Genomic DNA, 23,066 nt, shown 5'->3' with positions numbered 1-23,066 from the left:
CCTTTATAATATAGACTTTTAAGATCGAGGACTCGATCGTTAATGATTCAATAATTTAATTGCTGTAGAGGGAAAGATGCCAGCGACAGAACAGAAACAAACTTTCCTCCGCAATATTTGGTACTATGCTCTACCTGGAAAACAGCTAAAAGTTGGTCAGATGTTTGCCAAACAACTACTTGGCGAACCAATTGTGTTCGGACGCACTCACAGCGGCGAAGTATTTGCACTGCGAGATATCTGTCCCCATCGCGCTGTCCCCTTGAGTTGTGGACGGTTTAATGGTACAGAAATTGAGTGTGCTTACCACGGCTGGCGATTTGATGGAGCGGGTGGGTGTACGTTGATTCCAGCTCTCAATGAGGGTCAAGATTTGGATTTGAGTAAGTTTCAAGTTCGCAGGTATCCAGTTAGGGAAGTGCAGGGAAATATCTGGATTTATATGTCCGAACAGGAACGGGGGGAGATCGAACCAACACACGAAGTGCCAGTAGTGCCTGGATTTGAAGGTGCGACGTATCAATCTGCATTGACGATGACCTTTCCTTGCTTTATCGATCATGCGGTCGTCGGCTTGATGGATCCTTCGCACGTTCCCTTTGTGCATCGGGCGTGGTGGTGGCGATCGGATGCTATCCTGACAGATGAGATCAAAGCTTTCGATCCTTCTCCCTATGGCTTCACCATGCGCCGTCATCGCCTGGAACGGCAAACATTTTTCTATCAGTTGATTGGTGGTGATGCAGAGGTAGAGATCGCCTTCGCGCTCCCTGGAGTGAGAATCGAGCAAATTATTACCAATAAAAATCGCGTCGCTAATCTGACTGTCATCACCCCGATCTCTGAGACAGAAACAGAAGTAACAACGTTATTCTATACAACTCTCGCCTGGTTCAAACCATTGCGGCCGCTAATCCTCCCATTTATCCGTACCTTCTTGGGTCAAGATCGGGACATGGTAGTCAAACAACAAATCGGCTTAAAATACAATCCCCCGTTGATGCTCATCAGGGATGCTGACAGCCAAGCCAAATGGTACTATCAACTGCGATCGGAATTCATCAAATCTAACTCAGAAAATCGCGATTTTGTCAATCCAGTCAAGTCTCAGACCTTACACTGGCGCAGTTAATCCTCATGCTCGATCTTAATCTACTCTCTCTCTGCTCAACTAAGATAAATATGTACGCCTACCAACCCTAAATCGAGATCTCCGCCTTGCTCGTCCAATAAACTTCCTCCAGCCCCACTTTAAAATCTTCAGTCATCCACACTAAACCAGCTTGAGCCACTTTACCATCGATAATAGTGACTAGAGAAAAGTTACGCAGAGTACGTTCGATCGTTGAAATAATCCGAGGACATCTTGCCGCATTGAGATAAACAATCCCATCGGGATGAACCACGATTGGCTGACGCAGACGCTCTTTAGTATGCCTGAGTCGATGGTGCATGTGACCGAATGCCACCAGCGGAATCGATTTTCCCTGAGCTTGCAGAATTGAAATGGCATCGGCTAAGTCAGGATCGCCATAATCTCCGCCAATTGTGTCGCCCCAATCTTTACCACAGATCGATTCGGGTTCGTCGCCTAGTCCAGTCGGGCCATTGTGTCCGATGATGATGAGGTGTTCGCAAGTAGCATTTTCCGCTACCTCGACAATCCGCTGGGTGGATGCAGCAAAACTATCTATACCATACCTACTTTCATAGAAGTCACTATATTTCCACTTGGGGCCACCCCAGCTAAAGGGACGACTACCGACAACCGAGAGGTTGAGTTCGGGAAAATCTAATCTGCCATAGCCAACATAACTAGCACCGAGTAGATCTGTTTGTTGCTGAACTCGGTCTTCTACTAGTGGGTCGTATGGGCTTTTACTGCGCCCCCAATCGCTGGCGGTATACCAGGCATCATGATTGCCAAAGATGGCTGCTTTGGGTAGATCTAGAGTGGCTAGGCGGGCAACTAATTCCACCGCCTCATTGCCAAAGTCACCAACTAATAATACTAAATCTACATTCAAATGTTGAAGCGCGATCTCGTCAGCAGCTTCCCATTGGTCGTGGACATCGCCAACGATCGCAATTCTAATAGGTTTGGTTAGATTCCCCAGCATGTTTTTGATTAGCACTCAATTTGCGCCTTCGACCATTATAAGGGAGAACTGAACGCCCTTGTTGCCAAGCGGATGCGATCTAATCCCTTCCCAGTGAAGAATTAGATCCTAGGGTAGTCGGTGAATAGTGGATGGTGGATGGTGGATAGTTAACTGCGCTGCCTATTTCTTGAGCGGGAAGGGCGTAATTTACGGAGCTTTGTAAGTAAAAAAGTTATTTAAAATCCCGATCGATTCCACATGTGCATCAAGATTGACCACTGGAATTGAGATATCCGATCGATAGATACTAAACAAAATCCAGTTTTGACGAGTGGTAGTTGCCGCCAAGAGCTGCCGAATTTGGGGAGTGTAGGCTGCGATTGCCGCCCGACAAGGCTCCTGAATCAAAATCCCCAGTCCGGCTGGAGCGCGGCTGCATTCGTCTCTAGCAAGATTACTAATTTGCTGGGTGGCGTAGATTTCATAAGCCACTCGATCGGGATTTGTGATGCCCAGCCCGCACAATCCAAGCATACCAAGTAAGAATAGCTGCCACCGTGTCATATCATCACCAACTCACACCAAAATTATTCTACTGTAGCTCTAGACTAATTTGACTAGTTCGTGTTATGCTCTTTTATACGAATAAAGTATGGCGAGCGTCGCCTAGTGGTTATGGCAGAGGTTTGTGGTGCCTCCACTCGCGGGTTCGAATCCCGTCGTTCGCCCTTATCAGTTTATTCAAAACAATCCCTAGCCAATGGTTAGGGATTGTTTTATGTTTTCAACAAAGCCCTAATTTCGATCGCCTACAGGTAACTTAACTGCAAACTCCGTCCAGCCAGCAGTACTAGAGACATGAATTTGACCGTTCAATTGTTGGACTAATTTTTGCACCAGGGTTAGTCCCAAACCACTACCGCTTGGTTGGGTTGGGGTATCTCCATGAGAAGATAGATCGCTACTAGGAATCCGATAAAATTGCTCGAAGATATGCGGTAGATGTTGCTTCGAGATTTCTGACTGATTTTCAATCGCGATTGTCAGCCACTCTGAATCGCTAGCGATCGATACGAGGATTTGCCCATCTATTTGAGTATATTTACAAGCATTATTTAACAACTCTGTAAAAATTTTATTCAAGCAAAACCGATCGGTCGCAATCGGCGGGATTGTTCCAGACACAGAAGTACTTAATTTTTGACGATCTGCACCAGCGCGATGCATAAATGGTTCGATCGCCGTTGGTAGCCATGTGGAGATTTCTACTGATTCGAGATTTATTTTATCGATCGATAAATCTAATCGTTGTAGCTCTAAAATATTGTTAATCAATTCTACCTCGCGGTCGCATTCTTGCTCTAGAATTGCTAAATACTTTCCGGCTCGATGTCCTGACAATAAATCTGCAATCTGCCGATCTGCATTCAAACTAGTTTTCAACAGCCGCACCGCCATTTTAATATTCATCAATGGTGCGCGTAAATCGTGAGAAATATTATTGATAAAATCATCCTTTCGATCGCACACAGACTCTAGTTCGGCAATTCGTTCGATTAGTTCGACTAGCTCAGAGAGTGTGGAAGAATTACCTCGATTAGTAACAATATTAGTAGTAAATCCTGCGAACATATTCATTGCAGTGAGTAACTGTTGACCCAACGCTTGCACCCAAGACAAGTCTTGAGAAGTCCAAATACTATTGAGATTTCCTAATAAACAAATTCTGCCCCATAATTGGCTACAATCGTTACCAAACTGAGCGGGTTGTTCTAGGAGTGGGATAAACACATATCGATCGCAAATATTGAGATTCATTACTGTCGTCATCGCCGTAAATTCAACAATCTCCCGATCGTGTAGCCGCCGATCGATCTCCGCTGCTTTTTCCGGTTCCAAACTTAACGTTAATTGTCCTAAATTTGGTAACTGAGCGATCGTTAGCCATCGATGTGATTGTGGTTGATATTGTTGAATCAACACCCCGTTCAAGACTAAAATTTCCTGAATTTGAGCGGCGGTGAGTTGACAGAGATAGGTTGAGTCGATGTGACTGCTCATGGATGATTATCGGGGTCGGGGTGATGTAGCGATCCAGTCGTGACGATAAAATTTGTTACAATACCTAATAAAAGTATGGTAAAGAGTATATGAGCGATCTACAACCAGTGGAAACAGCATTACTGGCACAACAGTTGGAGAGTCCAGATCTACGAGATCGGATGGTGGCATTAGCCTCACTGCGAAATGTTCCGGCTGATGTGGCATTACCACTGATCAAAAAAGTGCTCAATGATGAAAGCTTACAACTGCGATCGATGGCAGTGTTTGCACTAGGGATCAAAGTCACATCAGAATCTTACCCGATTTTGATCGAGATTCTTGCTAATGACCCAGATTATGGAATTCGCGCCGATGCCGCAGGTGCGCTTGGTTACTTAGAAGATATCCGCGCCTTTGAAGCACTCGTCAGGGCGTTTTATGAAGATACCGATTGGTTAGTGCGGTTTAGTGCGGCTGTTTCCCTCGGAAATCTCAAAGATCCGCGTGCTTTTGATGTGCTGATGCAAGCTCTAGACTCACCCGAAGTCGTCCTCCAACAAGCGGCGATTGCCGCATTGGGCGAGATTAAAGCGATTGCAGCAGTCGATCGACTGGTATTATTTATTGAAGCTGAAGACTGGCTAGTCCGCCAACGCTTGGCTGAGGCACTAGGACAATTACCTACTCCCAAGAGTATTTCCGCGCTCAAGTATCTCACCAAAGATAGTCAGCCAAATGTATCCGCCGCCGCCACTATCTGCCTCCAACGACTAGAAGAGTAGGCGCAACATCTTGGAGAAGATACAAAATCCATAGTGTAGAAGGGAAAAGGGCAGGGATAAAGGAACGAAACGAGCCATCCACCCTCTACCCCTAAAACCTAAAACCTAAAACCTAAAACCTAACGCCTAAAGCCTAATCATGAACGTCCAAGAATTTTTTGAATTGAGTGCTGGCAAGTGGTTTTCCCAAAAAACTAGTCAACATTTAACCTTGAAACAGTCAGAACATGGTAAATCCGATCTAACGATCGAAATTTTACCCCAGGACAATCCCCAGATCGTCAAACTGTGCCAACAAACAGGCATCGATCCCAGCTCGCTCTGGGGTGGTGCTAAATATACCTGGAAAGGCACACTTAGCTGGGATACCCAGCTTCAAAGCTCAGGCAATCAACAGGGCGAAACGATCGCGATCTTAGTGCCTGATACGCCAGCAGCCAAGACTGGCAAGCTATTTCACACCAACGGTGGTAATACCCAATTGCCCCCAGCTCGATATACGCTAGGTGATGATGATGCGCTAACTCTAGTCACAACGGCTGAAAATACCTGCGCCGAAGAACGAGTTTGGTTTGAGAGTAACAACGTCCGAGTTCGGACCACGATCGTCACACAGACTGATGGTAACTCGATCGCGTCCTTTTACTCAGAAATTCGGATGGGTGGGTAATTAGTTGATAGTTGATAGTTGATAGTTGATAGTCGCAAGCGAAAAGTGCTGATGGGCAACTGGGCGGGAGACCCGTCCAGTGGAGGATCTAAATCACTGCTATTCGGTAATTAAGTATCTCGGCTAGCTCCGTCAGCAGCATTTTTTTCACTTCTGTATCCATCTAAAGACAGATTTTGTAGATTTCTCGGTTGCGAAAATTATGTCGGAGTGTAACAATGCGGTTGGTCTATTATCGGGTAAATTTTAAAAGTACGTGCAATCTAATTTAATCGAACCAGTTAATCAGAACGGATCTGAATTTGAGCGAGAAAGGCTTCCTTTCACCATTCAAGATGTTCGAGCAGCGATCCCCAAGTATTGTTTTGAGCCTTCTACCTGGAAGTCATTAAGTTATTTCGGTCGCGATGTCGTAATTGTAGCTGGATTGTACGCGATCGCTTACAAATTAGATTCTTGGCTATTTTATCCAGTCTTCTGGTTCATGCAGGCAACGATGTTTTGGGCATTATTCGTGATTGGACACGATTGTGGTCATGGTTCATTCTCCCGACACAAGTGGCTCAATGACTTGATGGGACACATCACCCACTCATTTATTTTAGTCCCCTATCACGGCTGGCGGATCAGCCATCGGACGCATCACCATAATACTGGCAACATCGAAACTGACGAGAGTTGGTATCCAGTATCTGAAGCTAAATATCAGGATATGGCAGGATGGGAGAAGTTCCTCCGATTCGACCTTACCTTATTGCTAGCTTACCCCTTATATTTATTCCGTCGTTCTCCCGAACGTCCAGGCGGTTCGCATTTCCACCCAGCTAGTCCCCTATTTCGCAAGTCCGAAAAGTGGGATGTGATTACCAGTAGCATTTTTTGTGCAGTGATGGTGGCTTTAGTCGCTGCGGGGACATTTACCTGGGGTTGGCTGTGGCTAGTGAAGTTTTATCTGATGCCTTATCTAGGATTTGTTGTCTGGTTGGATTTAGTCACATTTCTTCACCACACCGATGATGATATCCCTTGGTATCGTGGCAAAGATTGGTACTTCCTCAAAGGTGCAATTTCGACAATCGATGTTGATTATGGTTTTATCAATAATATTCACCACGATATCGGCACCCACGTCGCTCACCATATCTTCCTATCCATCCCTCACTACCACCTCCTAGAGGCAACAGAGGCGATTAAACCCGTTTTGGGCGAATACTATCGCAAATCCAACCGTTCCATCTGGGCAGCCTTCTGGGACGCCAAGGAGAACTGTCATTATGTCTCGAATACTGGTAGTAAAATTTACTATCGCTCTAAATAGGTTTTAGGTTTTAGGTTTTAGGTTTTAGGCTTTAGGCTTTAGGCTTTAGGGACAAGATTTTAGATTTTGGGACATTAACTGCAATGTGAGTGTTCTAAATCTCCAGTACAGCTAAAAACTAAGCTGAAAATCAAAAATCCGTGCCTCAAGCCTAATTCCCAGAGCCTACACCCCTAATCTCCAACCCTAAAGCCTAACACCTAAAGCCTAATTCCTAGAGCCTACACCCCCAATTTCCAACCCTAAAACCTAACACCTAAAACCTAAAGCCTAGTTCCCATGTCTCGACGTTATTTTTTGACTAGTCTATTATCAATTTGTTTGAGTGCGATCTTATGGCTCAATGCCCCCACAGCACAGGCAATGGGTGGTAAATTACCAGCAATGAATCAGCCAGCACCAGAATTTACGCTACCAACAAATACCGGAACGGGACAAGTAGCTCTAGCCGACTATGTAGGGAAATGGATAGTTCTATATTTTTACCCCAAAGACTTCACATCCGGCTGCACATTAGAAGCGCGGAGATTTCAACAAGACATCAATAAATACCAGCGACGCCAAACCGAGATTGTCGGTGTGAGTGCTGATTCGATCGATTCTCACGCCGAATTTTGCGACTCAGAAGGCTTAAAATTTCCACTACTCGCAGACACCGACGGCAAAGTTAGCAAATCATACGGTTCCTGGATGGGGATTTACTCCATGCGGCATAGCTTCATCATCGATCCTCAAGGAATCTTGCGCGCCACCTTCACAGATGTCAATCCCACAGCCCACAGCCGAGAAGTACTCACCGAACTAGATCGACTCCAATCCGCTAAAACTTAAATTGTAGAATCGGGGCTAGAAAGCAATAAACCTCAGCCAAACACAATCATCCCCCTTCGCGCCCTTTGCGGCAAACACCAACAACCCCATCCAGATCCCAAACACCCTCCGCGCCCTTTGCGTTGAAAAAAAGATCCGATCCTAAGACCGAGAATAGAAATAAATGTCAGCTAGCGATCGACAGATCGAGACAACACCACAAAGCAGCACGACCGATAAAATCGGCTTGAATTGAGCATTCAGACGGAAAAAATATAGAATACAGCCAAATACCCCAAGGCGATCGCTCGCTCCATCAGTTACGATCGAAGACAATCGAGATCTCAGCATAATTATTGGCATAATAGCTAGTAAATACCCCCTTCACTATTAACTAGCAAGGAGAACAATTGTCATGGGCAGGATTTTTATCTGTGCGATCTACGGTGGCTATGACGGTGCTGCTGCCGATCCAGAAACCATTGGGAGTGCGCCAAATGAAGCAAGAGAAATGGTATTTTTGCGCGATCTAATCGTCCCAGAACTTCGCAATCGCAAATTTGAAGTGATCGCCGTACCTGACTTTGACAACCCTAGAATCAGCATCGACTGGATTGATAGACGGGCAAAACCAGGTGATATCGCCCTGGGTATTCATGCTGATGCTTACGCTCATTCCCAAACTAAAGGGGTGAGTACTTTTTATATAGCCAAAAATGGCGAACGCAAAAATCATGCTCAAATGCTGTTACTGGCTTTTTCCAGTCGCGTTCCAGATTTACCTAGCCGTGGGGCAAAACCCGATACAGTCACGGGGACAGGCAGTTTAGCCTTTTGTCGGCGATTGATGATTCCGTCGCTACTGATGGAAATTGGCTTTAAAATCGATAGTGACGATCGACAAAAGATCCAAGCTTATCGGCGCGAAATTGCTCTCGGGATTGCCGATGGCTTAGTCACTTGGAGCCGCGATGTCCAGATGCAAGCCGCCAGCAACAATCACACCGTACCCATACATCTAAAAGTTAATAACGAACCATACCCTGAATGGGGCATCGCGATCGATGGGAATGTCTATATCCCGATCGATATTGCAGATAGATTGGGTGTCAATCTCGCGCTCAATCCCCAGATGCGGCGCATCCGATATCGCGGCATAGTCTACATCAAAGCGATCGAATTGCGGGATCTAAATATCTCGCTCGTTGCCGAAATTGGACGTACATATAATATCCGTTCCCAACACCCATTTAGTGCAGAAGAATTCGATCGGTTGATGTCAATCGGACATACCACTGCCACACATCTCAATGATTTTCTCACAGCCAACAATCCTGAAGCTCTCGAAAAATTTCCCAACATTGCCGAAATCTATATCGAAGAAGCCAAAGCTGAAGACATCAATCACGATTTAGCTTTTGCTCAGATGTGTCTAGAAACGCGCTTTCTGACCTTTGGCGGTGCCATCTTACCAGAATTTAACAATTTTGCTAGTTTGGGCGACAGGCAGGCAGAATGGGCAAAATTCATCAATCTCCGGCTGGGAATTCGCGCTCACATCCAACAGCTCAAAGCTTATGCTAGCACCGATCTGTTGGTTCAAGAATGCGTTGCCCCCAGATTTGAACTAGTCAAGCACGGGATCGCCCCAACGATGCGGCAGTTAAGCGGTCGCTGGTCGGCAGACGGACAATATACAATCAAGATTGCCGCAGTATTACGTCGTTTGTACGAGACGGCAGGACTCTTCTAAAGTCGATCGCGACCGTACTCGATCTGCAACAAATTTTACAACTATGCGTCTTGAGAATTAGCTAAACTATAAAGTAGGCTGAGTTGAGAGCCATGCGATTCGGCTCAAAGCAAAGGAACGAAGCCAGCTAGCTGAGATTCCTAAAAGAATTGTATAAATGTGATTTGTATGCCAGAACCCCAGAACAACGCCCCAATTGACGATCGATCGGAAGTCACACCTCCAGCTAAACCTCGCACTCCTCTAAAAACACTCCGCCAAGGTAGTAAATATATCTCTTTGCTACTGCTGAGTACGATCGCTAGTTGTTCGTTTGGTTATTTAGCTGCCAAAGAACAGCTTCCCACAATAATCGAATCACCTGCCACAGCCAGTCCTCAACTAGCCAATAGCAGCAGTATTTTGGCTGGTGCAAATACCAACTTTATCACTCAAGTAGTCGATCGAGTCGGCCCAGCAGTAGTCAGAATTAATGCTTCCACCGTCGCCAGACGTTCGGCAGCAGATGATACCGAAGACCCCTTCTATCGGCGATTTTTTGGCAATCGGGTGCCTCAAACAGGGCAACAGCCGCGTGAAATCAGACAGGGCACAGGCTCCGGCTTTATCATCAATAATAACGGTCAAATCCTCACCAATGCCCACGTCGTCGCTGGTGCAACCAAAGTTACCGTCACGCTCAAAGATGGACGAACAGTCGATGGTAAAGTAAAAGGACTCGATCGAGTAACCGATGTTGCTGTGATCGAGATCGCCGAGAAAAATCTCCCCAGTATCCAACTTGGTAATTCCGAACAAATCAAACCAGGTGAATGGGCGATCGCGATCGGCAATCCCTTAGGATTAGACAACAGTGTCACCGCTGGAATCATCAGTGGTACCGGACGTACTGGTGCTGAAATCGGTGCCGCCGACAAGCGTGTCAACTACATCCAAACCGATGCCGCTATCAACCCTGGTAACTCTGGTGGCCCCTTGCTAAATGCAGGCGGACAAGTTATCGGCATGAACACCGCCATCCTGCGCGGTGCCCAAGGTTTAGGGTTTGCAATTCCTATCAATACAGCCATGCGGATTGCTAACCAACTCATCGCCACAGGGAAAGTAGATCATCCCTTCTTAGGCGTTCAGATGGTCGATCTCACACCCCAACTCAAGCAAGAAATCAACGCCGATCCCAACGCTAATCTCAAGATCGATATCGACAAAGGTACTCTAGTCGCCCGCGTCGTCAGGAATTCGCCCGCAGCAATAGCTGGAATGCGTTCTGGCGACATCATCAAGAGTGTCAATGGTAAAGTTGTCCAAAACTCCAATCAAGTACAGCAAGCTGTAGATACTACCAAGATTGGTAGCAGTGTCCCCGTCACAGTCCGTCGCAACGGACAGGATATTAGCCTCAATGTTACCCCCGTCGCGGCTCCGCCAATGACAGCCGAGCCAGAATAGACTGTAGAGCAACTTATCGATCGCACCAATCTATAAATATGAGGATCGGCATCGATTTAGAGCAACTCGATCGATGTCGATCTTTTCAGACCTCAATCTAGCACCGCTAATATTTGCTCGATCGAGACATTAGATTTTGATGTTATAATCTTATACATTCGATCGACGGGATGTAGCGCAGCTTGGTAGCGCACTGCTTTCGGGAAGCAGGGGTCGGAGGTTCAAATCCTCTCATCCCGATTAATGTACAGTGACACATTCTTTGTCACCAGTGACACATTATTGTCATGATGCCCAATTAAGTGTCATGACAATATTTTTTGTCTTTGAATTAGCAGTGACAGAATCGATGACATCTAAAAATTCATCGTAAATTTTGTAGCAATCTCGAAAGCAGTGCGCCTTTCAATCCATCTATTTTCGTCTTATTGGAACAGTAATTGAAATCACTACTTGCCGATCGGGTCGAGGGCCTGCGTATGCGTTCAACCATCTCCCCGTTGGAATAATAGTTGAAACCCTCTTAACAGGTGAGGATGGCAAGAAATTAAACTTCTTTCAACCCTCTCCTCGTTGGGACAGTAGTTGAAACTTTCCTACTATTTCCGATTAAGTTAATATGCCAACTTTCAACCCTCTCCCCGTTGAGACAGTAGTTGAAGCATCGTGCCTCCCTTTGTAATAAGGACGGACGAGCTTTCAACCCTCTCCCCGTTGAGACAGTAGTTGAAACTCTGCGAGTCCAAACCATCGCTGGTATTGGTGTCTGGCGATGATTTTGGCAAAGCTTGAAGAAACTTACCTATTTCAACACTATCGTAGCAGATTTTACTGTTCCTATAAGTATACATATGATGCTAGGTACGCATTGTATGATTTTGGCAAAGCCCCTAGTGAGTTAGACCTCACTAGAGGTCTGCCAAAAAAGATGGATTCCTCCTTGCTCGGAGGTGATTCAATAACCGCCACTATAATATGTCTATCCCCTTGTTGCTGGGTGTGCGCCTTATGTCTCCACCTAATGGTAGACAGCTTCAGGGTGGGCAGTTATTAGGGTCAGAAAGCACGTTTACCGCTGGTAAACAAACTACCCCTCACTTAACACGGTACAGAGGTTCATTACTGAACATGAACTGCGGCACTGTTGGTGAATTCGTCGTTTAATCGTCAAGGGACACAACGCTTTTCATAGGCAATTTTTGCCATCTCGCCTGCTATTTCGAGTGGTTTGGTTAGAGTTGGTTGCTTGACTATCTCAACAGGAATATTGTGTTGAGAGGCTTGTGCTTGAATACTGTCTTTGAGCCTTGCATGACTCCATCGGTGGATACTCATTCGATATTCTTTTGCATATTTCTTTTGTGCTTCGATACATCCAGGCATTTTAGCCTCCGCCCTTACCTTAATTTCTGATTCAACAATTTCTCTAATGTTTGTTAGAGCGGGTAAGACAATACTTCCAGCCTGATATTCCATCGCCAATTCAATAATGTATTTTGCTACTAGTCGATCGATATACTGCCCTAACTCTGATTCGTTAGAATTAATAACCTGATGTTTTCTTTGAGCATTTTTTCTAAGATGGGCTAAACGTTGCTTTTGTTTACGTTGACGGTGGAAAAGATGGTATTCATCTCCTAGCAATTGTTTAAAGCTACGGTAAGCAATTGCTTTGCCAGTAATGATATTAACAATCGCTACTGTAGCAGGCTTTTCTAGGGTCATGGATACACTTAATATGAGATTAGTTTGCCCACAATAGAGGGGCTGATGGGGACGAGGAAAAGGATTATTAAGTCGATCTAGGGTGGATTGCCTTCTTGTGATGAAAGCCTCTTGATTTTTAGTCAAGTCGGCTTTATCTTCCATTTTTGCGAGGATCTCCTTGACCTCGATTGCCTTCTGTTGCCTAATAACTTCTGTTCCTTCTGCTGACCAAAAGCGAGTATCTAAGCTACACGCCAAGGTTAAGCGATGCTGTTGCCAAGGCTCATCATTACCTTCCCGTTCCTGCCATGCCAACATTCCCGATCTCATGGTAAATAAAGCACTAGAGTATTTGTCCTTATTCTGCCGTTTAACCTCTTGGTCTTGATAGAAGCGTTCTAGCCACTTTAGTTGTCTTTGGTCGCAGTAAACTTTAAAAGTATGTGCTCCTAGACCGTTGAACTTAACACAGAGACGACCTTGAGAATCTTTACTCCAGAGCAAATCTTCGTTCGTACCGAAGGCAACTGGATATGGCACAGCCGGATGTTGTTGGAGTAATTGGTTCTGCCACGCCATAGCTTCACTATTGTCTTGAGGCATAGTCGATGCTGCTGTCAGCAAGGTATTAATCCATAGATCGTTGGTTAGATCCCTGCCTAACGGTCTTCTCGATTCAATTTGCACTTTCAATCGTTCTGCCTTGATTTCAGCTTTTCTGCGACGTTTTTTAAACGTATCTGGATCTTCTTCTTTCTTTGGTACTCGACATCCGTTTTTGATTAGGAAACATATTGCGGATTGGGTTAGGATATCTTCAGCTACATCATAGGCATCAAACAATTTCTGATTTAAGTTTTCTTCCTCTGATGAGTAGCGATCGATAATATCTTTGGCAACTCTGCGGATGTCATCTAAGCTGACCTTTGCTGCTTGCGCTAATTCTCGATCGCTTTTGAGCATCTGCAACCAACGCTCTTGACCCTTGAATCGAAAACGTAACTGGTTTTGCATTCGTAAGAATGACTTGTAAATATCCTCGACGTGGCTAATAGCACTGGTGTAGAAGCGACCAGGTTGACCTTGGAATCGACTATCCTGTCTGAGTTCGCCACCAAGCTTTTTAATTAAACCTGCTGTTAGCCAACCTTTTTCGCACCATTGCTCAAAATCTTCATGCTCAGAAAGCAGTCTCAACAGCTCATTAATCAGGGGCGTGTTCTTTTCTGCCATCAATCCCCATAGTTGATGGCGGGTAGATTCAGATGCGGTGAGACGACAATGAATAGTAATGATGCTCATAACGTGATAATAACATGATGTTTTTATTAAAAGCAACGATCTGATAGGGCGCGTTGAGCTAACATGACTTCTATGTCAGATCCATCCCAATGTTTAATGTTTTTAACGAGTAAGGAAGCCGCCGATATCTCTGGATGCACACTACGTCAATTGCAGTATTGGCGAGAGCAAGGAGTCGTGGTGCCAACAGTCGATGCGACTGGCAGAGGTCGCAGCGTCTTCTATACTCAAGACGATCTTGTGGCTTTGATGGTGATGGCACAGCTACTATCTGCTGGATTAGACTATGTAGAAGCTCGTGCAGGTCTTGGGGTTCTCAAGGAAAAAGAACCAGAATTTTTTAATGCTTCTACCACTAGCCGTTATTTCCTAACCCGAATTAATAATGGCGATCGGTTGGTCATCAAAGAGTTTGAGGTAGAAGCTGCTCAAAAGGCACTGATAAATGGGCAAACAGTAATTCCGCTTTGGTTAGACCAACTCCACGAAATATTAATCGATCGCATAAATTGTTTAAAGGGCAAAATAATTCCCCCTATAGAAATTGATGGCGGGCCAGAAGAAAATGCTAAAAATATCGTCGATCGAATGCTGCACACTTTGGGCTGGTCGAGAATTCACTATGAAAGGGATCTAGAAACTGGTGGCTTAGAGAGTCACATTGTTGAGGAATATCGGGTAGCAACGGGGATTGTTGATTATGCCCTGTTTGTACGTGGACTGCTAATCGGCATTATTGAGGTCAAGAGACTAAAGGGAAATCTTGACTTGGCTATGGAGCAAGCAAAACAATACTCTAAAGGCTCATTTGATGGTGTTGGTAATTGGCGAGGTTATCGGGTTCCTTTTTTGTATGCTAGTGATGGAGAAATTATCTATTTCTGTGATATCAGAGATGAGTCTAATCTCGTCGATGTACTGCCTACGTTTCATACTCCCCAAGCTTTAATTGAGTTGCTAAACAGCGATCGACCTAATTATTCAGTTGAGTAAGCGATCGAGATTAGATATTGAGAAGTAATCGCTATTCAGAAGTCGATTGTCTAGAGTCGCAAAGATTTGAGCGAAATTAGCAAGGTTCATTTTCAGAGAATTTAGGGAATATTTTAGATAACTAAAGAATAAATCGATTCCTCTGCACTCGTCATCAGCTTGTCAAGATCTGGACTTTCAAAGCTGATATTTGATATGGTGTTGCCAATGCTTTACCCTGCGATTCGGGCATATACGCCTCAAGAATATGAAAACTGTCCGTGATGCCTGCGATCTTCAACCCAATGCTCTGTCGATCAAACTCAGCGATCAGATCGAGCAGCTTGATGAACTAATTAAAAGTGAAGGTAATGGTGAAGCCTTCTTCGAGAAGACTTACATCACCCAAGGGATGCGGGATCTGATTGATGAAGGTCTGACCCGTTTGGCAGGAACATCGTCTCAAGCGATCTTTCACCTCAAGCAGGCGATGGGTGGCGGTAAGACGCACTTGTTAGTTGGTTTTGGTTTGTTGGCTCGGCATCAGGAACTGCGCGAAAAATACTGCGCGGGGATGTCGTATACATCAGCTTTTGAGAGTGCAGATATCGCAGCTTTTAATGGTCGTAATAGCCCAATGCACTTTTTTTGGGGTGAGATTGCTATACTAAACACGGATGAGAGCTAGACTTTTACTCTAACGGTTGAAACCCTTGTGGAGCAAAGCTTAGGCTATTGAATAAAAAGTCCATCCTGTAGCCGTTTTGAGTATAACCAACTAGGCAAAGGAGAGCAATTCAAATCTTTTTGGGAGAGTGGCCCCAAGGCTCCTGACGAAAATGACTGGCTGCAACTATTTGAGAGCGATCTACCGATTCTGATCCTCCTTGATGAGATGCCGCCCTATTTCCACATTCTAGATACTCAAAAGGTCGGCAATGGGACTGTTGCTGATATTGCTACTCGTGCCTTTGCGAACTTATTAACGGCAGCAGGCAAGAAGAAAAATGTCTGTGTCGTGGTTTCGGATTTGGCGGCAGCCTACGATAGTGGTGCAAGTTTGATTAACCGCGCTCTCAAGGATGCCAGTTCGGAGCTTGGTCGGCAGGAACGGAGCATTACGCCCGTCGATCTCGCGGCTAATGAAATTTATGACATCTTACGGAAGCGTCTGTTTGTAAGTTTGCCAGACAAGGCGGAAATTGAAGATATTGCGGATGCTTTTGGACGCAAGCTAGAAGAAGCGGCTAAGTCAAAAACGGCTAATCGGGGTGCAGAGGCGATCGCAGATGAGATTGCGGCTACCTATCCATTTCACCCCAGACTGAAAAATGTCATTGCTCTATTCAAGGAAAACGAACAGTTCAAGCAAACCCGTGGGTTGATTGAATTAGTCTCTCGGTTATTGAAATCGGTGTGGGCACGAAATGCTAATGATGTGTTCCTGATTGGCCCCCAGCATTTCGATCTATCTATTTCAGATGTGCGCGATAAGCTCACCGAGATTTCTGGAATGCGCGATGTCATCGCCAAGGATCTGTGGGACATCCAAAAATCTGCCCATGCTCAGGTGATCGATCTACAAACTGGGAAGGAATCAGCTACCCAGCTTGGTGCTTTGTTGCTGACTGCAAGTTTATCGACGGCTGTGAGTGCCGTGAAGGGGCTAACTCGTGAGGAAATGGTCGAGTGTCTGGTTTCGCCTTTGCGCGAGCCTTCGGACTTCCTATCGGCATTTGATGAGCTAGAGAAAGTTGCTTGGTATGTGCATCATACGCCGGAAGGTCGCTATTACTTCGATCGACAAGAAAACCTCACTAAATTACTTCAAAGTCTGGCTAATGATGCTCCACCGAACCAGGTGGATGAATTGATTCGCCATCGTCTGCGGGAGATGTTTAAGGCGACGCGGAAGACTTGTTATGACGATGTGTTGCCATTGCCGAAACTAGAAGAGGTAGCCGATCGAGTGCGGAAAGGTCGGGTATTATTAGTCGTGAATCCAGACTCGAAGATCCCGCCTGATGAGGTGCAGAAGTTTTTTGAGGGTTTGAGTCAGAAAAATAATATCTGTGTGCTGACGGGTGATAAGACGGCGATGGGCAGCGTGGAAAAAGCCGCCCGCCAATTGTACGCCGCTAAAAAAGCCGACGGGCGGATTCCCGCCGGACATCCTCAGCGGGAGGATCTGGAACGCAAGCAGCAGAGTTACGAGCAAGATTTCAACTCCACCATCCTCAACCTCTTTGATAAAGTATTATTTCCGATTCAACGGGCGGGGAAACCTGCCCAACTAATTTCTAAGCCGCTGGATATGACTCGTGATGGTGCTAAACCATTCAACGGTGAGGAACAGATCGAGAAAACATTAATCTCGAATCCACCGAAGCTATTTCCAGATGTCGAGCAAGATTTTGATGCTATTCGGGATAAGGCGCAAGATCTACTGTGGCCGGAGAATCAAGACGATGCCCGCTGGTCGGATGTAATCGATCGATATACCGAGCAAGCGGGGATGCAATGGTTGCCGCCCAAGGGCTTGGATACGCTCAAGACGATCGCGTGTAATCGTGGTCTGTGGGAAGATTTGGGTAATGGCTATATCACCAAGAAGCCGAAGAAGAAAATGACTTCGGTACAGTTCATTCCTGAATCTCAACCCGATGATGATGGTCGGTTACGGCTGCGAATTAACCCCCAAAATGCTGGCCCCGCGCCACGGATCTACTATGCCGAAGATGGTGTAGTTACTGATTCTAGTCCCCAACTCCAAGATCAGATCCTGACTACCAATGCGTTGCGAGTAACATTTTTGGTCTGCGACCCATCAGGCCTGTATGAGACAGGAATTCCGGTCACTTGGACGAATAAGCTCAATCTCCGTAATGAACTAACCGAGCGAGACGGTCAGCGGTTGGTTGAATTGTTAGTTTCGCCACAAGGGTCGATTCGCTATACCCTCGATGGTAGCGAACCCCGTGAAGGAACTCCCTATACTGGTGCGATCGGCATTGGTGATGGAGACGTGTTAATTCGGGTATTTGCTGAAGCCGATAGCCTGGAAGCTAAGAATGATTTCCGGTTCCCTGCCAAGGGAAATCGGGGCGTACAGGTCGATCCGGTCAAGCCGAGCCGTTTGGTTTCCCAATCTGGGCGCAAGCTTGATTCTCGGAGCAAGACCTTTGAAGGGCTGAAGCAAGCAGCGGAGAAATCGATTACCTTTGAGGGGATGACTTTGACTGTCGGGCAAGGTAGCCAGATGATGAGTATCAATGTGGGTGAGATTGCGGTGGATGCTGCTTTCATCGAAGCTTTGTTGAGCAAGGTGTTGGAAAAGTTCACAGCGGATACGCCTGTAACTATGACGTTTCGTAAAGGTCACTTTACTAGTGGTCACGATCTGAGTGATTTCGCTAGTAAGCTAGGGATTGAGTTGAAGGTTGGCGATGTGGAGCAATGAGCGAAAAGCTAACTACTGTTGATTTTGGGGCATCAAATGCGTTTGGATCTCACCTGTTCCAGGTCGAGATTCCCGCCGCCCGAAATCGATCGGTTGTGATTACCGAAGATTATGGTTATCGTGGCTTGGAAGGCGGCGTTCCCAGTGGTGAAGAGCGGGTAATTCTCACCCGTGCTACTTGGTCGGCGATCGCAGATACCGCCCGTCGGGAGTTTAACGACAGGCTCAAAGCTGCTAAAATCCTGACTGGTCGCTGGCATACGGGGATCAATCTGGTCGATCGATTACTCGGTAAGGAACTGTGTATCCTCGCATGGGCGGCGGAAATGGCGGGTGATGATAAAATTCCGATCATTTGTAGTAAATGGGCGGCTTTGCGGCCAGAGGAACGCTGGTGGCTGTTTACGATGACGGTAGCTGAGGCGGGTTTGCCCTGCGATACTCAACGCGGTTGGCGACGCGCTCTATTTTACGCGCTCTCGGATGGAGAGAAGCCGTCCCCAAGACGCAAACGCCCCCGCCCTGTCGAACTCGATTTGTTTAGTCTGCCTTTGTTCATGGATTCCAAATAACCAAAGATGGAGCGATTGAGGTCAGCGAGATATAATTTAGTAACACTCTTTGGATGTGTGTATTAATACTCATCAGCTAAATATAAGTGTTTAGAAATCTATGATTATTACTAAAGATCCTGTCTCACTTACATACTCTCAACCACTATTGTTAGATGTCAGCAATACAACCCTAACCGTCACATCAGAACAGTTCGATCGCTTATGTATCGATAATCCTGACTTGCGCCTAGAATTGACACCCGATCGAGAATTGATTGTTATGCCGCCAACATTGCCGATTAGTGGTGAAAGGAATGGAGATTTGTCAGGTCAAGTATGGTATTGGAACCGACAAACTAATTTAGGTCGAGTATTTGATTCTTCAACCGGATATGACTTCACAGCACTTGAAGGCGGAAAACCGTCACCTGATGTCTCTTGGATTGAGAAATCTAGACTAGAGGGAATTTCACTTGAAAAGTTCTTGTCGATAGCTCCCGATCTTGTTATCGAGCTACGTTCTAGTAGTGACGATCTCAAGCCAACACAGAAGAAGATGCTCGTATATGAACGGGTCTGCGTAAAAATGGGCTTGCTCATAGATCCCCAGAACAAACGAGTGGAGATCTATCGCCCCGGAAAAGAACCAGAAATTCTAGAATCCCCTATGTCTGTCGATTGCAATGAAGTGATGCCAGGGTTTGTATTAACTCTAGAGAGAATTTGGTAGGTCATTGCGGCATAATCCAAGATCGGGTAAATGGCATTGTCACTATCGGTGCGCTGGAGTTGTGACGGTTAATAATTAGATCGATCGAAGCGTGTAACCTTGACAGTCGATCGAGGTAGCCAGATGATAAGGATCGATGTTGGTGAGATTGAGGTAATTGTAACTTTCGATCGAAGCCTTTACTCTGCCTTTGTTTCTGGATTCCCAATGACCCACGCTGTTACTCCATTTTCGCTCAAAGATGCTCCTGCCCTGATTGAAAGGCTATTACCTGTGCAGAAGCTCTCGGCTGAGGCGTATAAGGAACAGATGGCAGGTACGGGCAAGACATTGACGGCTTTGGGTAGTTATTGGAAAGGGCGTAAGCCACTAATTCTGAATAAGGCTTGTGTTCTGGGTTGCTTACTGCCAGCTACTGACAATCCCACTCGCGATCTAGAAATATTTGAGAAGTTGATGGCGATGGATGATGATTCATTCTCAATTCGCTGGAAACGACGGTTTAAGCCAAAAGAGATACTAGAGAAGCTTTCGATCGATCGGATCGCTGATTATTTCATTGTGGAGCCAGAGGGTAGTTTACCAATTTCTTCACCTGTGGATTGGTCTGAACCTGAGTATGCAAAAGTGAAAGTGTCTTGGCGGGAAGATTTGACAGATTCAGAGCGGCGGTATCTGGAAGTTAAAATGTTGCCAAAAGAAACCTACCGTGAATGGATGGAGCAATCCTATCGCCCTGAAGAGGTGATGGACACTGTTCACAATCATATTTGGGACGCTGTGAACGAGTATCTTGGTACCCAAGCACAAACTTTTCCTGAACTGGTAGAACAGCTTGGTATCATGAGATTTGGTCATCGACCTCGTGTTGCTGACACGTTCTGTGGTTCGGGACAAATTCCCTTTGAAGCGGCGAGATTGGGTTGTGATGTCTATGCTTCTGACCTTAATCCAGTCGCCTGTATGCTCACTTGGGGTGCATTCAACATTGTTGGTGGTGCAGAGGGAGGACACAAACAACTTGCGGAAGATCAAAAGCAGCTTGTTGATAAAGTTCAAGTAGAAATCGATCGATTGGGAGTCGAAAAAGATGGGAATGGCTGGCGAGCTAAAGTGTTCCTTTATTGTGTAGAAGTCCTTTGCCCACAGACAGGGTGGATGGTTCCACTGATTCCAAGCTTAATTATTAGCACGAGTCGAAAAGTCGTTGCCAAGCTAGTCCCTGATGTAACATCTAAGCGTTATGACATCGAGATTAATGTTGTAGAAACAGATGCCGATTTAGCTATTGCGAAACAAGGGACAGTTCAAAAAGAAGGGAAAGGAAGAGATTCTTACCTTGTACATACAGTAAATGGAATAGATTATCGAACTAATATTGATACTTTAAAAGGAGTTTATCGTAAAGAGGATGGGACTAATGCAAACCGCCTCAGAACGTGGGAGAAGAAAGATTTCAAGCCTAGAACTGATGATATCCTTCAGGAGCGGCTGTATTGTATTCAATGGATGCGTTCTAAACCACAGAGTAAATGTAATGAGTATGAGTTTCGGGGAATTACGACAGAAGACTTGAATCGTGAAAAGATAGTTGAGATGTATATTGCAAAACATATAACCCAGTGGCAAGATCAAGGTTGGATTCCAGATATGAGAATTGAGCCAGGTACAAAAACTGATGAGCCAATTCGTACTCGTGGTTGGACTTATTGGCATCATCTCTTCAACCCTCGTCAGCTCCTTTATGCAGCGTTTGTCAATCAGTTAAGTGATGCTCGATTGAAGTTTGGTTGGAGTCGTGTACTTAATCAAAATGCTCGATTGAGTAGGTGGAATAGTGCTCTTGGAAATGATAAGGTTGAGACGGTATTTGATAATCAGGCTTTAAATACACTCTATAATTATGGAACTAGAGGATCATCGTTTGCTGGAGATCTTATACTTGCTAGCTTTAAGAATTTTCCGCTTCAAAACACCTCTAGAATTATTATTTCTGAACCTGCGAATAATATTCAAACATCAAATGATATTTACATTACAGATCCACCTTATGGTGATGCCGTTAAATATGAGGAGATTCTTGAATTCTTCATTGCATGGCTCCGCAGAAATCCACCTCCAGAATTTGCGGATTGGGTCTGGGATAGTCGCCGTTCTCTAGCTATCAAAGGTGAAAATGAAAACTTCCGCCAAGGGATGGTTTCATCATATAAGCGAATGACGGAATACATGCCGGATAACGGTATCCAAGTCATTATGTTCACGCACCAATCTGGTTCAATTTGGGCAGATATGGCAAACATCGTCTGGGCATCTGGGCTGCAAGTCACTGCCGCTTGGTACGTCGTCACAGAGACAGATAGTGCCCTGCGCGAAGGCAGTTATGTTAAAGGCACAATCCTATTAGTTTGTCGTAAACGCCTCGGACAACATAAAACCACCCGTGACGATTTGGCTTGGGAAATTCAGGAAGAAGTCGAAACCCAAGTCCAGCAATTGACTGGACTCAACCAACAGGCAAAAGGACTGTACCGCGACGAAAACGTATTTGAGGATGCCGATATCCAGATGGCGGGTTATGCCGCCGCCCTGCGCGTCCTCACCCGCTACGCCATTATCGACGGACGCGACATGACCGCCGAAGCAATTCGCCCCAGAGTCAAAAAAGAAATCACCTTTGTGGATGGACTGATCAACTTTGCAGTGGATACCGCCAACCAGTGCCTCGTGCCCCAAGGCATCGCCAAAACCTATTGGGATAAACTCAGTGGTGCCGAACGCTTCTATCTTAAAATGCTGGATATGGAAGCGCGTGGGACTAAAACCCTCGACAACTACCAAAACTTTGCCAAAGCCTTCAAAGTGCGGGATTTCAAAGTCCTAATGGGCGACCAACGCGCCAATAAAGCGCGACTGCGAACAGCCGTAGAATTTGGTCGTGCCGAAATGGGTGAAGGTGCGGAATTGTATCAGTCAGTATTACGCGCCGTCCTGTATGCCGTGATGGAGCTAGTCAAAAATCTCGACAGCGACGAGGTATTAGCTCACCTCACCCTTAATATCCCCAACTACTACGGGGATATGACTCAGCGAGAGCTAGCTGTAGAACTAGCTGATTATCTAGCCAAGCGACTGGATGGGTTGCGCCCCGATGAGGCGAGTGCGGCGCGGGTGTTGCGCGAACTGGTGAAAAATCAACGGTTGGGATAGTATCGAATACTTCAACGATTGAAATCGTTGCTCGTGTTGCCAAGTCCGCCTACGCGGACTAATTTCCTAGTCCGCGTAGGCGGACTTTGCATCGTTAGCCCCGACTTCAGTCGGAGGCGGTATCTGCGCGAAGCAAACATTCTCAACTCTGACTTAATTTAGGCAAAATGTATTATTCTAGGTGCTACTTCTGGGTACCCTAAA

The 23,066-nt window shown here is 45.7% G+C and carries 17 protein-coding genes and 2 tRNA genes; 15 read left to right on the top strand and 4 right to left on the bottom strand.

Annotated features, from left to right (window positions below; genetic code table 11):
- The first annotated feature begins 76 nt into the window (after positions 1 to 76).
- A complete protein-coding gene (locus tag ACEW9J_RS25830; protein ID WP_373547933.1) occupies positions 77 to 1,132 on the top strand; it encodes a Rieske 2Fe-2S domain-containing protein in 1,056 nt (351 codons plus the stop codon).
- 67 nt (positions 1,133 to 1,199) lie between these two features.
- Here the strand turns inward: ACEW9J_RS25830 and ACEW9J_RS25825 are convergent, their stop codons facing one another.
- Both ACEW9J_RS25825 and ACEW9J_RS25820 read right to left on the bottom strand, forming a co-directional pair.
- The gene (locus ACEW9J_RS25825; RefSeq protein ID WP_373547948.1) at positions 1,200 to 2,120 is read right to left on the bottom strand and encodes a TIGR04168 family protein; all 921 of its coding nucleotides are present in this window, start codon (positions 2,118 to 2,120) and stop codon (positions 1,200 to 1,202) included.
- Positions 2,121 to 2,309: 189 nt separating this feature from the next.
- Positions 2,310 to 2,666 (bottom strand): DUF4359 domain-containing protein, encoded by a 357-nt coding sequence (locus tag ACEW9J_RS25820; protein ID WP_373547932.1) that lies wholly within the window; start codon positions 2,664 to 2,666, stop codon positions 2,310 to 2,312.
- 91 nt (positions 2,667 to 2,757) lie between these two features.
- Between ACEW9J_RS25820 and ACEW9J_RS25815 the strand changes: the two genes are divergently transcribed.
- Positions 2,758 to 2,830 (top strand) — tRNA-His (locus tag ACEW9J_RS25815).
- 67 nt (positions 2,831 to 2,897) lie between these two features.
- Here ACEW9J_RS25815 and ACEW9J_RS25810 read toward each other — a convergent pair.
- Positions 2,898 to 4,163 (bottom strand): sensor histidine kinase, encoded by a 1,266-nt coding sequence (locus ACEW9J_RS25810; RefSeq protein ID WP_373547931.1) that lies wholly within the window; start codon positions 4,161 to 4,163, stop codon positions 2,898 to 2,900.
- Between the two features lie 89 nt (positions 4,164 to 4,252).
- Here ACEW9J_RS25810 and ACEW9J_RS25805 point away from each other — a divergent pair, with 89 nt between their 5' ends.
- The 7 genes from ACEW9J_RS25805 to ACEW9J_RS25775 all read left to right on the top strand — a co-directional run bounded on the left by ACEW9J_RS25805 (position 4,253) and on the right by ACEW9J_RS25775 (position 11,167).
- A complete protein-coding gene (locus ACEW9J_RS25805) occupies positions 4,253 to 4,927 on the top strand; it encodes a HEAT repeat domain-containing protein (RefSeq protein WP_373547930.1) in 675 nt (224 codons plus the stop codon).
- Positions 4,928 to 5,066: 139 nt separating this feature from the next.
- Complete coding sequence (locus tag ACEW9J_RS25800; RefSeq protein WP_373547929.1) at positions 5,067 to 5,597, top strand: phycobiliprotein lyase; 531 nt, start codon at positions 5,067 to 5,069, stop codon at positions 5,595 to 5,597.
- A 256-nt stretch (positions 5,598 to 5,853) separates the two neighbouring features.
- Positions 5,854 to 6,915 (top strand): DUF3474 domain-containing protein, encoded by a 1,062-nt coding sequence (locus ACEW9J_RS25795; protein WP_373547928.1) that lies wholly within the window; start codon positions 5,854 to 5,856, stop codon positions 6,913 to 6,915.
- A gap of 279 nt (positions 6,916 to 7,194) precedes the next feature.
- Positions 7,195 to 7,746 (top strand): peroxiredoxin, encoded by a 552-nt coding sequence (locus ACEW9J_RS25790; RefSeq protein ID WP_373547927.1) that lies wholly within the window; start codon positions 7,195 to 7,197, stop codon positions 7,744 to 7,746.
- Between the two features lie 394 nt (positions 7,747 to 8,140).
- Positions 8,141 to 9,478, top strand: coding sequence for an N-acetylmuramoyl-L-alanine amidase (locus tag ACEW9J_RS25785; protein WP_373547926.1), 1,338 nt, complete (start codon positions 8,141 to 8,143; stop codon positions 9,476 to 9,478).
- A 168-nt stretch (positions 9,479 to 9,646) separates the two neighbouring features.
- The gene (locus ACEW9J_RS25780; RefSeq protein ID WP_373547925.1) at positions 9,647 to 10,927 is read left to right on the top strand and encodes an HhoA/HhoB/HtrA family serine endopeptidase; all 1,281 of its coding nucleotides are present in this window, start codon (positions 9,647 to 9,649) and stop codon (positions 10,925 to 10,927) included.
- Positions 10,928 to 11,093: 166 nt separating this feature from the next.
- A tRNA-Pro gene (locus ACEW9J_RS25775) sits at positions 11,094 to 11,167 on the top strand.
- Positions 11,168 to 12,094: 927 nt separating this feature from the next.
- Here ACEW9J_RS25775 and cas12k read toward each other — a convergent pair.
- On the bottom strand, positions 12,095 to 13,936 hold the full coding sequence (gene cas12k / locus ACEW9J_RS25770; protein ID WP_373547924.1) for a type V CRISPR-associated protein Cas12k: 1,842 nt from the start codon (positions 13,934 to 13,936) through the stop codon (positions 12,095 to 12,097).
- 72 nt (positions 13,937 to 14,008) lie between these two features.
- Between cas12k and ACEW9J_RS25765 the strand changes: the two genes are divergently transcribed.
- From ACEW9J_RS25765 to ACEW9J_RS25740, 6 genes are all read left to right on the top strand, one after another.
- Positions 14,009 to 14,929, top strand: coding sequence for a MerR family transcriptional regulator (locus tag ACEW9J_RS25765; RefSeq protein WP_373547923.1), 921 nt, complete (start codon positions 14,009 to 14,011; stop codon positions 14,927 to 14,929).
- A 247-nt stretch (positions 14,930 to 15,176) separates the two neighbouring features.
- A complete protein-coding gene (locus tag ACEW9J_RS25760; protein WP_373547922.1) occupies positions 15,177 to 15,596 on the top strand; it encodes a hypothetical protein in 420 nt (139 codons plus the stop codon).
- A gap of 51 nt (positions 15,597 to 15,647) precedes the next feature.
- On the top strand, positions 15,648 to 18,368 hold the full coding sequence (locus tag ACEW9J_RS25755) for an anti-phage-associated DUF499 domain-containing protein (RefSeq protein ID WP_373547947.1): 2,721 nt from the start codon (positions 15,648 to 15,650) through the stop codon (positions 18,366 to 18,368).
- Entirely contained in the window at positions 18,365 to 18,940 is a 576-nt protein-coding gene (locus ACEW9J_RS25750) for an anti-phage-associated DUF3780 domain-containing protein (protein WP_373547921.1), read from the top strand. Before ACEW9J_RS25755 ends, ACEW9J_RS25750 begins: the two co-directional genes overlap by 4 nt.
- Positions 18,941 to 19,040: 100 nt before the next feature.
- A complete protein-coding gene (locus ACEW9J_RS25745) occupies positions 19,041 to 19,652 on the top strand; it encodes a Uma2 family endonuclease (RefSeq protein ID WP_373547920.1) in 612 nt (203 codons plus the stop codon).
- Positions 19,653 to 19,775: 123 nt separating this feature from the next.
- Positions 19,776 to 22,862, top strand: a complete 3,087-nt coding sequence (locus ACEW9J_RS25740; RefSeq protein WP_373547919.1) for an anti-phage-associated DUF1156 domain-containing protein — start codon at positions 19,776 to 19,778, stop codon at positions 22,860 to 22,862.
- The last annotated feature ends 204 nt before the right edge of the window (positions 22,863 to 23,066 follow it).

Origin of the sequence: Chamaesiphon sp., assembly GCF_041737865.1 — a bacterium.
Classification (GTDB): Bacteria; Cyanobacteriota; Cyanobacteriia; order Cyanobacteriales; family Chamaesiphonaceae; genus Chamaesiphon.
This window is presented reverse-complemented; position numbering and strand designations above follow the sequence as displayed.